The 13,425-nt window shown below is 41.6% G+C and carries 11 protein-coding genes; 9 read left to right on the forward strand and 2 right to left on the reverse strand.

The genetic code is table 11. The annotated features are described in order from the left end of the window. The first annotated feature begins 51 nt into the window (after nucleotides 1-51). Nucleotides 52-2,064 (forward strand): mucoidy inhibitor MuiA family protein, encoded by a 2,013-nt coding sequence (locus AAG807_RS06045; protein ID WP_341901603.1) that lies wholly within the window; start codon nucleotides 52-54, stop codon nucleotides 2,062-2,064. A gap of 37 nt (nucleotides 2,065-2,101) precedes the next feature. Then, nucleotides 2,102-4,102 carry a mucoidy inhibitor MuiA family protein gene (locus AAG807_RS06050; RefSeq protein ID WP_341901604.1) on the forward strand — a complete coding sequence of 667 codons (2,001 nt, stop codon included), beginning with the start codon at nucleotides 2,102-2,104 and terminating at the stop codon, nucleotides 4,100-4,102. Nucleotides 4,103-4,464: 362 nt separating this feature from the next. Here the strand turns inward: AAG807_RS06050 and aroA are convergent, their stop codons facing one another. Both aroA and AAG807_RS06060 read right to left on the reverse strand, forming a co-directional pair. Next, nucleotides 4,465-5,706 carry a 3-phosphoshikimate 1-carboxyvinyltransferase gene (aroA, locus tag AAG807_RS06055; RefSeq protein WP_341901606.1) on the reverse strand — a complete coding sequence of 414 codons (1,242 nt, stop codon included), beginning with the start codon at nucleotides 5,704-5,706 and terminating at the stop codon, nucleotides 4,465-4,467. Further along, nucleotides 5,703-6,785 carry a chorismate mutase gene (locus tag AAG807_RS06060; RefSeq protein ID WP_341901607.1) on the reverse strand — a complete coding sequence of 361 codons (1,083 nt, stop codon included), beginning with the start codon at nucleotides 6,783-6,785 and terminating at the stop codon, nucleotides 5,703-5,705. Before AAG807_RS06060 ends, aroA begins: the two co-directional genes overlap by 4 nt. A gap of 397 nt (nucleotides 6,786-7,182) precedes the next feature. Here AAG807_RS06060 and AAG807_RS06065 point away from each other — a divergent pair, with 397 nt between their 5' ends. From AAG807_RS06065 to trpA, 7 genes are read left to right on the forward strand one after another with little or no spacing between them, the layout of a single operon-like run. Beyond that, the gene (locus tag AAG807_RS06065) at nucleotides 7,183-8,562 is read left to right on the forward strand and encodes an anthranilate synthase component I family protein (RefSeq protein ID WP_341901609.1); all 1,380 of its coding nucleotides are present in this window, start codon (nucleotides 7,183-7,185) and stop codon (nucleotides 8,560-8,562) included. Further along, complete coding sequence (locus tag AAG807_RS06070) at nucleotides 8,559-9,125, forward strand: aminodeoxychorismate/anthranilate synthase component II (protein WP_341901611.1); 567 nt, start codon at nucleotides 8,559-8,561, stop codon at nucleotides 9,123-9,125. The genes AAG807_RS06065 and AAG807_RS06070 overlap by 4 nt, the downstream gene beginning before the upstream one ends. Continuing rightward, the gene (gene trpD / locus AAG807_RS06075) at nucleotides 9,122-10,102 is read left to right on the forward strand and encodes an anthranilate phosphoribosyltransferase (protein ID WP_341901613.1); all 981 of its coding nucleotides are present in this window, start codon (nucleotides 9,122-9,124) and stop codon (nucleotides 10,100-10,102) included. Before AAG807_RS06070 ends, trpD begins: the two co-directional genes overlap by 4 nt. Next, nucleotides 10,099-10,872: an indole-3-glycerol phosphate synthase TrpC gene (locus tag AAG807_RS06080; protein ID WP_341901615.1), complete on the forward strand. Its 774-nt coding sequence runs from the start codon at nucleotides 10,099-10,101 to the stop codon at nucleotides 10,870-10,872. Before trpD ends, AAG807_RS06080 begins: the two co-directional genes overlap by 4 nt. Then, a complete protein-coding gene (locus tag AAG807_RS06085) occupies nucleotides 10,869-11,468 on the forward strand; it encodes a phosphoribosylanthranilate isomerase (RefSeq protein WP_341901617.1) in 600 nt (199 codons plus the stop codon). Before AAG807_RS06080 ends, AAG807_RS06085 begins: the two co-directional genes overlap by 4 nt. Continuing rightward, nucleotides 11,465-12,655, forward strand: a complete 1,191-nt coding sequence (gene trpB, locus AAG807_RS06090) for a tryptophan synthase subunit beta (RefSeq protein WP_341901619.1) — start codon at nucleotides 11,465-11,467, stop codon at nucleotides 12,653-12,655. The genes AAG807_RS06085 and trpB overlap by 4 nt, the downstream gene beginning before the upstream one ends. After that, nucleotides 12,652-13,395 (forward strand): tryptophan synthase subunit alpha, encoded by a 744-nt coding sequence (gene trpA / locus AAG807_RS06095; RefSeq protein ID WP_341901621.1) that lies wholly within the window; start codon nucleotides 12,652-12,654, stop codon nucleotides 13,393-13,395. The genes trpB and trpA overlap by 4 nt, the downstream gene beginning before the upstream one ends. Nucleotides 13,396-13,425 lie beyond the last annotated feature (30 nt).

Here is a 13,425-nt window from a genome sequence, read left to right on the forward strand (position 1 = left end):
TTGAATACTTAAACGTACCTGATTGGGTACGTTTTTTTTTACTGCATATTTATGAAAAAGATACTAGTGATTTTATTCCTTCTACCCATTTTCGGATGGAGTCAGAAAGAAACCAAGGCGCAAGCCTCCATCCAAAAGGTGACGGTTTTTAAGGAAGGAGCCCAAGTGGAACATTCCAAAGAATTATCTCTTGGTACGGGAAAACAAGTCGTCGTTTTTCAAAAAATGACCGACTTCCTGGATCCGAGTTCGATTCAGTTGAAATGTTCTGAAGGAGCAACCATCTTGAGTGTCCGGACCAGAAAGAACTTCGATGACAAATCCATTGCCGAAACCGAGTTGACAGAAAAGAATGACCGCAAGAAGGTTCTGGAAAAACAAGAACGTGCCTTACGCGATGAGTACAAAGTTTTACTACTCGACGAACAGCTTTTGTTGAAGAACAACAGTTTAAGCAGTCAGCAACAAGCCATGAAAATTGCAGAATTGAAAGAAGCATCCACCTTTTTCCATGCAAAGTTGTCGGAGATCAATACCCGTAAATCGCAATTGGATTCGGAGATTGAAGCAGTTGTCCGCAAGATCAATACGATCGAGCAGGAGATCAATACCCGAAAAGGTCTTCCGGTGATTAACTACACGGAAGTCGAAGTGGAATTGGATGTGGAAAAAGCGGGAACGGTAAATTTCGATTTCACTTACATCACGCACAAAGCTTCCTGGAAACCGTATTACGACATGCGAAGCAACGGCGTTGGAGCACCTGTTTTACTGGAAGCAAAAGGCTTGGTGACCCAAAGCACCGGAATTGATTGGAAAGATGTGAAACTGATTCTTTCAACAAACGATCCCTACGACAACACATTGGAACCAACGATTAATCCGTGGTATGTCAATTATTACACTCCGGCTCCACGAAAACAAATCATCAATCGCTATGTTCCGGAATACAATTTCGACGGAGAAACCATTCATGGTGAAATTACAGATGCGACTTCCGGTGAACCTTTGGCTTTTGCAAAGATTTCCATGAACAACAATCCACTAAACAGTTTCACGACGGATGCTGTCGGACATTTCTCATTTGCAGTTCCAAGAGGTGAGCGCAGCTATACGATCTCTTATCTGGGATATCATTCCCAGTATGTGAATATCACTGCGCCTTACATCAAGACACAACTTTACCCGGAAACCGTTGCAATGGAAACATTGAATAATCCGTATGGTGGTGTCGTAACAGCAGGAGATGGACTATATAAAGACCAGGATTTGAATGACAATATAAGCCTGCAAGAGATTACAGTAAGTGAGGGATATTCCAGAAAATCTCGAAATGATGCATACAGAAGTACCGCCAAAGTGAGCAAGAAAGAAATAGAGCGAACTCTAAACAATACACCTGGTGTCGTTTCTACAGGTGGGTATTCGAATTCAATCGCAACTCAAACAGAAAAAGACTTGCGCATGGAATTCCAGATCGAAACACCATTCTCTGTTCCTTCGGATGATGCGGATCACCGCGTGGCAATTGCTACCTATCAAATGAAAGCAGATTACGAATACCATGCAGTTCCCAAGTTAGATGAATCGGTTTATTTGGTAGCACAAATTTCAGGATGGGAAAAATTGAACCTCTTGAACGGTGAATCCAACTTGTACTTTGACGGAACTTATATCGGGAAAAGCTTCATTGATGTGAATTCTTCCAAAGACACCTTGAGTTTCTCCTTAGGAAAAGACAAGAAGATCGTAATTAACAGAAAACGCAGCGAGGAAATGAGTAAAACACGTTTACTTGGAAATCGTTACAAATATGAAGTGACTTGGGATTTCACTGTCAGAAACAACGGTGGTGCAGCCATTCCGATTATCGTAAAAGATCACTTCCCTATCTCTATCAATGATGACATCAAGGTGAAACAAGGAACGTATGTCGGTGCAACTTTGGATGAAAAAACCAGAATCCTGACCTGGAAATTCACCACAAACAAAGGTGAAACAAAACAATTCAAGTTCGATTACCAGGTGGATTACGGGAAAACGCAACCTGTTTATTTAGAGTAATCCATTTGTCAGTTAGAAATCAAGAAATAGATCATAGATGAAAAAAATAATCTTTATGCTACTCCTTCTACCCGTTTTCGGATGGAGTCAGAAGGAAACTAAAGCAGAAGCTTCAATCCAAAAGGTGACGGTTTTTAAGGAAGGAGCTCAAGTGGAACATTCCAAAGAATTGTCTTTGGGCACAGGAAAACAAGTCGTTGTTTTTCAAAAGCTAACCGACTTCCTGGACCCGAGTTCGATTCAGTTAAAATGCTCCGAATCGGCAACGATCTTAAGTGTCCGCACCAGAAAGAACTTTGACGACAAATCAATCGCAGCAACGGAACTGACTGAAAAGAATGACCGTAAAAAAGTCCTGGAAAAACAGGAACGTGCCTTGCGTGATGAGTACAAAGTTTTGTTGCTGGACGAGCAGCTTTTGCTGAAAAACAACAGCTTGAGCAGTCAGCAACAAGCCATGAAAATTGCAGAATTGAAAGAAGCCTCCACCTTTTTCCATGCGAAGTTGTCGGAGATCAATACCCGCAAATCGCAATTGGATTCGGAGATTGAAGCAGTTGTGCGCAAGATCAATACGATCGAGCAGGAAATCAATACCCGCAAAGGTCTTCCGGTTATCAATTATACGGAAGTAGAAGTGGAACTGGATGTCATCAAATCCGGGAACATTGATTTCGATTTCACTTACATCACGCACAAAGCTTCCTGGAAACCGTATTACGACATGCGAAGCAACGGTGTTGGAGCACCCGTGTTACTGGAAGCAAAAGGGTTGGTGACCCAAAGCACCGGAATCGATTGGAAAAATGTAAAACTGATCCTTTCCACAAACGATCCATACGACAATACTTTAGAGCCAACCATTGATCCATGGTATGTCAATTACTACACTCCGGCTCCACGGAAACAGCTCATCGAACGCTATGTTCCGGAATACAATTTCGACGGGGAAACCATTCACGGTGAAATTACGGATGCGACTTCCGGTGAACCTTTGGCTTTTGCAAAGATCAGCATGAACAACAATCCACTAACTAGTTTTACAACGGACGCGACCGGACATTTCTCATTTGCAGTTCCAAGAGGTGAACGCAGTTATACGATCTCTTATCTGGGATATCAACCTCAGTATGTAAACATCACTGCTCCTTATATCAAAACACAACTTTATCCGACGGCAATTGCAATGGACGAACTGAAAGCAATGGATGACGCAGAGTATGGAAATTACGTAATAGATGGAGTGGTTATCTCTGAAAACACAAACAGTATCCTATCTCGAACACCTGGCGTTAATTCCAATGACAGAAAATCCCGTTCGAAAGGAAAAAGAGATAGCTATAAAGGAGAGGAAACAGAATATGAAATTGCTCAGGATCTGACAACTAGCGGATTGTACGATGCTTCGATTGCCGAACAGGTGGAGAAGGATTTACGCATGGAATTCCAGATCGAAACACCGTTCTCTGTTCCTTCGGATGATGCAGATCACCGGGTGGCAATTGCTACTTACCAAATGAAAGCGGATTATGAATATCATGCTGTTCCCAAGTTAGATGAATCGGTTTATTTGGTAGCACAAATTTCCGGATGGGAAAAATTGAACCTCTTGAACGGTGAATCGAACTTGTACTTTGACGGAACTTATATCGGAAAAAGCTTCATTGATGTGAATTCTTCCAAAGACACCTTGAGTTTCTCTTTAGGAAAAGACAAGAAGATCGTAATCAACAGAAAACGCAGCGAGGAAATGAGTAAAACCCGTCTACTTGGAAACCGCTACAAATATGAAGTTACCTGGGATTTCACCGTTAGAAATAATGGTGGAGCAGCTATTCCGATTATTGTGAAAGACCACTTCCCGATCTCCATCAATGATGATATCAAGGTGAAACAAGGATCGTATGTCGGTGCAACTTTGGAGGAGAAAACAGGAATTCTGACCTGGAAATTCACTACAAACAAAGGCGAGACAAAACAATTCAAATTCGATTATCAGGTGGACTACGGGAAAAATGAACCTGTTTATTTGGAATGATCAGTCGCTTCTTCGGATAGGTATAAAATTCAAAAGCATCCGTCAGCTGACGAATGCTTTTACCTGATTATGAAGAAAAATTACTATTGCTTCACCAACCGTACCTAACCAACCTCTATAATAGAAAACAAAAAACCTCACGGCGTTTTGAGTTGTATAGTCAAACACAGTAAATGTGGCAATATTAAATATTGCTGTAACATGAAATAATACTCTATGGAACTTAGTAGTAAGTTGTAGTAGGGCGTTTTTTAGTGTTTCAGCCTCACGAATGTAAAAACTAACTTTTAATTTTCAAAATTAGTCTATTGAATAAATGGATTAAATGATAAATGGTTAATTTTCAGTCTAAACGGCAAGTGTTAATTCTGAGAATCAAAGGTTTTCCAAAAATCAGGATAACTTTTCGCTACCGACTCTGCATTGGTAAGAACTGTTTCACCGGTTGCTATGGTTCCGGCTATTCCCAAGCACATTGCAATGCGATGATCGTGATGCGAATCAACTTCCGCTCCTTGAAGTTTCCCCGATCCGTGAATCAGCATGAAATCATCTTCCAGATCAATTCTCAATCCCATTTTGGCAAACTCACTTTGGAGGGCAATTCCCCTATTGCTTTCCTTGTGAATGAGTCTTTTCGCACCATGTATTTTGGAAACACCCATGCATTTAGCTGCCAAAACAACCAAAGCCGGGAATAGATCCGGGCAATCCGTTGCATCGAATTCAAAAGGGCGAATCTCCAAACCGTCCACCTGGATCAACTGACCTCCGAATGTGACTTTACATCCGGCAACCATCAGTGCCTCCAACAAGGCTTTATCTGCCTGCAAACTGCGCATATTCAATCCCGAAACTGCAATCGGATGACCTAGCGCTGCCGCAACCAGCCAATAACTCGCCGAACTCCAATCCGACTCGATTCCGTATGCTGCGGCCTGATAGGATTGATTACCGGCAATTCCAAAAACAGTTTTTTCATTCTCAATCAGAACTCCGAATTGCTTGAGCGTACTTATCGTCATTTGAATATACGGTCCCGATTTCATATCACTAACAGTCAATGAACTGGAACGTTTGCTCCGGGGCAAGACCATTAACAATCCGGAAATGAATTGGGAACTCAAAGAACCATCTACCTCCAGATCGGTTCCTTCAAGCGGTCCCTTGACTTTAATGGGCAAATAACCTTCATTTGTTGACACAACACACCCGAATTCGGGTAAAACTTCATCAAAAAAATTCATCGGCCTGGAAAGCAGACTTCCTCTTCCTGTCAAGGTGATTTCCCGATCAAAACTGGAAGCAACACAGGTCAGCAAGCGCAAACCCAAGCCCGATTCACCGGCAGACAATTCCAAATTTTCAGGAAGATGGGTCGTTCCGGTAATTTCAATTTCGGAATCGGAAATAGGTGTCACTTTCGCTCCCATTTCGACAATCGCTTTCAACATGGCTTGCTCATCATCGCTCTTTCCAACTCCGGATAAAACCGAAGTTCCGTCAGCCAAAGCAGCACACAAAATAGCCCTTTGCGAATCACTTTTGGATGCAGGAATTTGAATGGTACCTGAAACCAAACCTGGTCGAATCACCCGTTTCATTGCTCTTCCTTATCTGTGGAATTATTCATTACCCGCACTTGGTGTCTAATTGACTCCTGATGAATCGCGTCCATTACCTGACGTACAAAACGATCACTCAATTTATATTCGTCCGCTTTATTCAACCTGGCGGAAATCAACTTTTTCCAATGTTCGGGCTGTAAGATCGTTATATTGTTTTCTTTTTTGAAAACTCCCAAATCCTCACTCAGCTGCATGCGTGCGGTCAAAATATCAAATAAACGATCATCCAGATCACCTATTTTTTCGCGGATCACGGAAATATGCTCGGTATCCAGTTTTTCAGAATTCTGAGATCGCAAAACCAATGAATCCAATAAAATCCCAAGATTCTGTGGAGTCAGTTGTTGCGCTGCATCCGACCAGGCAGCATCCGGATTCCGATGTGTTTCAATCATTAATCCATCAAAATTCAAATCCATGGCCTTTTGGGAAACCTCCAACAATAAATTGCGATTTCCGGTAATGTGACTGGGGTCGTTGATAATGGGCAAATCAGGAAGTCGTTCGTGAAGCGCTATCGGAATTTCCCAGTTAGGGACGTTTCTGTATTTCGCATGTTTGTAAACTGAAAAACCGCGATGAATTGCTCCCAATTCGGTAATTCCCGATTTTTCCAAACGCTCAAAAGCGCCAATCCACAGTTCCAAATCCGGATTAACCGGGTTCTTGACCAAAACCGGAATTTTCACTCCTTTCAATGAGTCGGCAATTTCCTGAACTGCAAATGGATTTACGGTTGTACGAGCTCCAATCCAAAGTACATCCACTCCGGCTTTCAACGCTTGTTCCACATGTTTGGCATTGGCAACTTCTGTTGTCGTGGGAACTCCTAATTCCTTCCCGGCATTCACCAACCAACCCAATCCGATCTCTCCGACTCCCTCAAATGAATCCGGTCTTGTACGAGGCTTCCAAATCCCCGCCCGCAAGATGTCTATTTGACAAAATTCCTTGATTTGAAGTGCTGTTTCCATCACTTGTTCTTCCGTTTCAGCACTACAAGGTCCTGCTATTAGAATGGGTCTCTTCCCTCCTTTTTGAATGATGCTACTCATGATAGAACCAAATTACTTTTTTTAATTCATATTAAAACAAAAATCCCACTCCAAAACGAAGCGGGATTGAGAACTATTAACATCCTTTGCCTCGAACTCAATGAGCTCCAGGACACCAATTAAAATTCAAACAAAATGCGGTATTCTTCATCTTAAGAAACAAAACTACTGTTATTTATTAAACAATAATGGATTGAATAAAATATTTTTTTCACAATTATTCTTGGAATTGTCATTTATGCATGTAAATTTGCAACATGATTTTTCAACAAACAATGAAATTTTGGTGGTGTGGGTTAACTGAAACAGTGACTCTCGCATAATTCATTATATCTATTTTTTTGAACGGCTTGTCACTTTTGGCAAGCCGTTTTTTTATTTCCAAAAATCTCATTTCATGCATATTTACACACAAGAATACGCTTTCAACGCTGACAACTTTACTCCGGTAGGACTCTATTTGTCTTTCAAAAATCGCTTTCGGTCCCCATGCTTATTAGAGAGCAACGATTACAGTGACCGGACTTCGAGCAAATCGTTTATCGGATTGAATCCCGTGATTGACATTCAGGTTTTTCAAACAGAGATCCGGATACAGGAATTGGATTCTATTGATCAAATTCCAATTGACAATCCACAGAAAATAACACAACAAATTCAAGGATTACTCGCTAGTTACTCCTTCCAAAATGATTTCGAAGACAATGGATTTCTGAGCTATTTCAGTTTTGAATTCGCCCATTTTGAAGAGAGCATCGTCACTTCACAATCCCAATTAGATCTTCCTTTGGCTCGATTCATTCTTTTTGAATTCCTGATCATACTGGATCATTTTCACGACCAGGGACGCATTCTATCGAACACATTCAAGCCCGAGACAAAAAGTGAGTCCGAATTTCAGGAGTTACTTCGATTTAACAAGGCTTCCGATTTACCTTTTGAACTATCTAATCCAGAGCAAGCACTTGTGCCCGAAACGGATTTCCTGAAATTGGTTCAACAAGCAAAAAAACACATTTACCAGGGAGATGTATTCCAATTAGTGGTATCACGATCCTTTGAGCAAGAATTTTTCGGAGATGATTTCCAGGTTTACAGACAGCTAAGAAGACTCAATCCCTCCCCTTATCTTTTTTATTTGGATATGGAATCCTATCGTTTATTCGGTTCTTCCCCTGAAACACAAATTCAATCGAAGAATGGAATCGTCGAAATTCACCCGATTGCAGGAACTGTTCGAAAAACCGGTGATCGAGCTATCGACGCCCAACTCGTTCAACAATTAATCCGGGATGAAAAAGAAAACGCGGAACACACCATGTTAGTCGATTTGGCTCGAAATGATCTAAGCAAATACTGTCATACCGTAAAAATTGAATCCTTCAAAGAAGTGCAATATTTCTCACACGTGATTCATTTGGTTTCCAAAGTAAGGGCGCAAAGCGAAGAAAATCCGCTTTCATTGTTTAGCGGAACCTTTCCTGCCGGAACACTTTCAGGCACGCCCAAACCAAAAGCATTGGAATTACTCAATTTATATGAAAAAAATGAACGTGGCTTTTACGGTGGAGCTGTTGGGTTCATAAACACGAATGGAAATATGAACCTGGCGATCATCATCCGAAGTGTTTTGAGTTGCAACAACAAGCTTCGTTATCAGGCAGGAGCGGGAATCGTATTGGATTCCATTCCCGAAAATGAATTGGAAGAAGTAACAAACAAACTTGGTGCAATTCGCTCAGCGATCCGATGTGCCTCCAAACCAAATTCACTATGAAAATTGCAGTCATTGACAACTTTGATTCCTTCGTATTTAACCTCATCCGGTATATCAAGGAAGAAGAGCATGAAGTTCTTATTCAGCGGAATAATCAAATCGATTTTGAGCTCCTCGAATCCGCTGATGGGATTTTGCTTTCTCCCGGTCCGGGAATCCCCTCGGAAGCAGGTCAACTTTTAGAAGTAATCCAACGATTTCACGGAAGAAAGCCCATTTTAGGTGTTTGCCTGGGACATCAGGCAATTGCCGCACATTTCGGAGATACTCTCGTCCCTTGTCCCGAACCGATCCATGGAAAATCCTCTCGCATTACAATTACCGGACACTCCGACATTTTTCAGGATCTCCCAAAAGAAATCGAAGTGGGAAGATATCACAGTTGGCAAACAGAAATTTCTCCCTTAAGTGAATTGGAAATTACCGCTATAACACAAGATGCGGTTGTCATGGCCATCCAACACAAAGTATATCCCACTCTCGGAGTGCAGTTCCATCCGGAATCGATCCTTACTCCACTTGGGCGAAAAATGATTCAAAACTGGTTAAAAATAAGCAAATGAATTACCTGAAAAAATTGATTGATAACGGAGTATTAAGCCGCCAAGAGGCCCGGTTGTGCATGATCCAGATCGGGAGAAATGAGATTTCAGAAGCACAGATTGTCGGGATCATTACAAGCATCCAACTGCGTGGATTACAACTTTCCGAACTGGAAGGATTTCAAGACGCCTTGATTGAATTGGCAAAGCCTGTCCATCTTCATGTAGAAGAGAGCATTGATTGCTGCGGAACCGGTGGAGATGGAAAAAATACTTTCAATATTTCCACCCTGACTTCTTTCATCCTGGCATCCATGGGTTACAAGGTAATCAAGCACGGAAACTATGGAGTAAGTTCACTCTGTGGCTCTTCAACTGTTCTGGAATATTTGGGATACGAATTCTCCTCTGATTCACACGAATTGCAAAACCAATTGGATCGGAACAACATCTGTTTCCTTCATGCTCCTTTGTTTCATCCTACACTTTTGCAGGTAGCTCCTTTGCGAAAATCCCTGGGAATCACAACACTTTTCAATAGTCTCGGACCTTTGGTGAATCCACATGATTCTACGCATCAATTGACTGGAACCCATTCTTTGGAACTTGCAAAGCAATACCAACACATTTTGAAATCAAAACGGACAAATTTCACGGTTCTCCATGGGCTTTCCGGGTATGACGAACTCACTTTTATCGGAGGAACCCGGGTTTTAAAAGCAAAAAGCGATGAATTCATTCAGGATGCGCCGAATCAATTCCAGATCAGGTCAGAACAGATTTCAGGAGGAAATTCAGTCTCGGAATCCGCACATATTTTCACTTCCATCTTGCGTGGAGAAGGAACAAAAAGTCAGAATACAGTACTTGCCGGAAATGTTGCTTTGGCACTCCAAACCTTTGATCCGGAATTAACCTTCGATTCTGCATTTGAAAAAGCAAACGAACACATTCAAAGCGGAAAATCTTTTTACACATTCAAAAAAGTCTGTTTATGATGACTATTTTAGACGAAATCGTTGCCAACAAACGCCACGAGATTCAACAATTAAAGCAAAGGTTCGGATTGTCGGATTACATCCAAAGTCCGCACTTTAACCGATCCGTTTTTTCTCTCAAGGAACGGATTCAAACTCATTTTGGAATCATCGCGGAAATCAAGCGAAAATCGCCAAGTGCCGGTGAGATCAATTCCGGTCTGAATATTCTTTCTCAGGTTGGAATCTATGAGCGTTTCGGTACAGCCGGAATATCTGTTTTAACAGATCACCCCTATTTCGGTGGTTCAATTGAGGATCTGAAGCAAATTCGTCCTAAAACCAATTTACCACTACTTCGAAAAGAATTCATTGTAGATGAATACCAATTATTCGAAAGCAAAGCAGCAGGTGCGGATTCCATTTTACTGATCGCTTCAATCCTGGAAAAAGAAGAGGCACATCACTTGACCATTGTGGCAAAAAGCTTGGGACTGGAAGTAATCTTTGAAATTCACTCCTTTGAAGAATTGGATAAACTCAATGATGAAATTGACATTTTGATGATCAACAACCGGAACCTGAAAACTCAGGAAACCACATTGGAACATTCCTTCAAATTGGCTTCTTACTTACCCAGAAATACAGTGAATGTTTCGGCTTCGGGGATTTCTAATCCGGATGAGTTGAAGAAATTAGGTGACCTGGGTTTCAACGGAGCATTAATTGGTGAAAGTTTGTTGAAAGGGGAATTCAAATTCGAAGAACTTTCCAAAATGACTGCCTCATGAAAATCAAAATTTGTGGTTGCAGCATGGGGCAATTTTACCCCGAGTTGTTCAACCTGGATGGAGTTGATTATTTCGGGTTCATCTTTTATCCCGGTTCTCCTCGTTATGTCACACAAACTCCAACAGTTTCCAAACAGAAAGTGGGTGTTTTTGTCAATGCATCTTCAGCGTTTATTCAGGAGAAAATCAAGCAGGAAGGATTGGATGTGATTCAATTTCATGGAACAGAATCGCCTGATGACATTCAAAAAATCGGTCCCGGAATCGTGAAATGGAAAGCTTTCGGTATCCAAAACCCAAGTGATTTCGAGCAATGTACCGATTACGAAGGAATCGTGGACGCATTCCTGTTTGATACCAAAAGTCCTCAATTCGGAGGATCGGGAAAAGTGTTCAATTGGGAACTGTTGGACGAATACAAAGGAAAAACACCTTTCATCTTAAGTGGTGGGATTTCTCCGGAACATGCACAGCGATTAAAGAAACTGGATCACCCAAAACTCATTGGGATTGATCTGAACAGTCGATTTGAAATTGCGCCAAAACAAAAAAACGTTCCATTGATCGAATCATTTATTAAACAATTGAAATCATGAAAATTGCTAAAGCCATCCATCCGGATGAATTCGGGTTCTATGGCGAATTCGGTGGTGCATACATCCCTGAATTGCTTCGACCTGCAGTAGAAGAATTGGATACTTCTTTCAAAAATTACTGTTTCACGGAATCCTTCAGATCGGAATACCTGGATTTATTGAAGAACTATGTCGGAAGACCGACACCTTTGTATTTCGCTAAAAACTACTCCCAAAAATACGGTGCGAAGATCTATTTCAAACGAGAAGATCTATGCCATACCGGTGCGCACAAGATCAACAATACGATCGGTCAGATCTTACTGGCAAAACACATGGGAAAGACCGAAATCATTGCTGAAACCGGAGCGGGTCAGCACGGTGTCGCAACTGCAACCGTCTGTGCATTAATGGGATTAAACTGCATGGTCTACATGGGCGAAAAGGATATGGAACGCCAATCTCCGAATGTGCAGCGAATGAAAATGTTGGGAGCGGAAGTCCGTTCGGCAACTTGTGGCAGTAAAACATTGAAAGACGCGACCAATGAAGCAATCCGACATTGGATCAATTTTCCCGATTCGTATTATCTAATCGGTTCTGTTGTCGGACCTCATCCCTATCCAGAAATGGTTGCCTACTTTCAATCCATCATTTCGGAAGAAATAGCGAATCAGATACAGGAAGTTGGATTTGCATCACCGACAAGAATAATTGCTTGTGTGGGAGGCGGAAGTAATGCTGCCGGAGCTTTTTATCATTTTTATTCTGATCCGGAAGTCGAGTTGATTGCAGTTGAAGCGGCAGGAGAAGGACTGGAGTCGGGAAAAAGCGCTGCAACATCGGTTCTGGGTTCTCCCGGTGTGCTGCATGGAAGCTTCACCTTGTTAATGCAAGATTCTTTTGGCCAGGTAACCGAACCTCACAGCATTTCTGCCGGATTGGATTATCCCGGAATCGGTCCACTTCATGCCCATACAATATCTACCGGAAGAACCAAATCAATTGCCATCAGTGATTCGGAAGCGTTACAAGCAGCTTTGGAATGCAGCAGATTGGAAGGGATCATTCCCGCACTTGAAAGTGCACATGCAATTGCGGCGCTTGAAAAATTAAAATTCACACCGGAAGAACGAATCATTATCAATCTTTCCGGAAGAGGCGACAAAGACATCAATACGTATCAAAAAGCATTTCAAAACCTATGAATCCATTCAAAAAAAACGGGAAATCCCTCAGTTTATTTATTACAGCCGGTTACCCGGAAAAAGAGAGTTTAGCACAACAAATCCTCTTCCTGCAGGACCAGGGAATTGACTTTTTGGAAATCGGAATTCCTTTTTCAGATCCGATGGCTGATGGTCCAGTAATTCAGGAAACCAGTTCAATTGCCTTGAAAAACGGAATGAACCTGGATCTTTTGTTTGAGCAGCTATCAGCAATAAAACATCGGGTTCGGATTCCTTTAGTTTTGATGGGCTATCTGAATCCCATTCTTCAATTTGGCTTGAATTCCTTTTTGGAGCGATGTGAATCCCTTGGAATTTCAGGATTGATCATTCCGGATCTTTCTTTTGAATTGGTTCAATCGAAGTATCGAAGCACTTTCGAATCTCATCAAATTCCTTTGATTTATCTGGTCACTCCAACCACTTCCGATACTCGGATTAAGCAGATCGCTCAAGTCAGTCAGTCATCTTTCATTTACCTCGTCGGACAAAATAAAATTACCGGCTCTTCCTATTCCTTATCAGCACATGCAAAGAGATATTCGGAAATAAAATCACTCTGTGGTGAAGTTCCTTTATTCCTGGGTTTTGGAATTTCAAGTTCTGCTCAAAAGAAAGAGGCTTTCACGTACCTGGATGGTGTGATTGTCGGATCTGCCTATTTGCAAGCACTTTCCCTTGGAAAAGAAGAAGAATTTATTGAAAACCTCGTGAGTTAACAACTCCATAACGATTGAAGCGTTAATTTT

Origin of the sequence: Fluviicola taffensis DSM 16823 (assembly GCF_943372375.1) — a bacterium.
GTDB lineage: Bacteria > Bacteroidota > Bacteroidia > Flavobacteriales_D > Crocinitomicaceae > Fluviicola > Fluviicola taffensis_A.

Excerpts from the sequence above, each read along its gene's own strand:
- AAG807_RS06045 (WP_341901603.1), top strand. The coding sequence starts at position 52 with ATGAAAAAGATACTAGTGATTTTATTCCTTCTACCCATTTTCGGATGG.
- AAG807_RS06050 (WP_341901604.1), top strand. The coding sequence starts at position 2,102 with ATGAAAAAAATAATCTTTATGCTACTCCTTCTACCCGTTTTCGGATGG.
- aroA (WP_341901606.1), bottom strand. The coding sequence starts at position 5,706 with ATGAAACGGGTGATTCGACCAGGTTTGGTTTCAGGTACCATTCAAATT.
- AAG807_RS06060 (WP_341901607.1), bottom strand. The coding sequence starts at position 6,785 with ATGAGTAGCATCATTCAAAAAGGAGGGAAGAGACCCATTCTAATAGCA.
- AAG807_RS06065 (WP_341901609.1), top strand. The coding sequence starts at position 7,183 with ATGCATATTTACACACAAGAATACGCTTTCAACGCTGACAACTTTACT.
- AAG807_RS06070 (WP_341901611.1), top strand. The coding sequence starts at position 8,559 with ATGAAAATTGCAGTCATTGACAACTTTGATTCCTTCGTATTTAACCTC.
- trpD (WP_341901613.1), top strand. The coding sequence starts at position 9,122 with ATGAATTACCTGAAAAAATTGATTGATAACGGAGTATTAAGCCGCCAA.
- AAG807_RS06080 (WP_341901615.1), top strand. The coding sequence starts at position 10,099 with ATGATGACTATTTTAGACGAAATCGTTGCCAACAAACGCCACGAGATT.
- AAG807_RS06085 (WP_341901617.1), top strand. The coding sequence starts at position 10,869 with ATGAAAATCAAAATTTGTGGTTGCAGCATGGGGCAATTTTACCCCGAG.
- trpB (WP_341901619.1), top strand. The coding sequence starts at position 11,465 with ATGAAAATTGCTAAAGCCATCCATCCGGATGAATTCGGGTTCTATGGC.
- trpA (WP_341901621.1), top strand. The coding sequence starts at position 12,652 with ATGAATCCATTCAAAAAAAACGGGAAATCCCTCAGTTTATTTATTACA.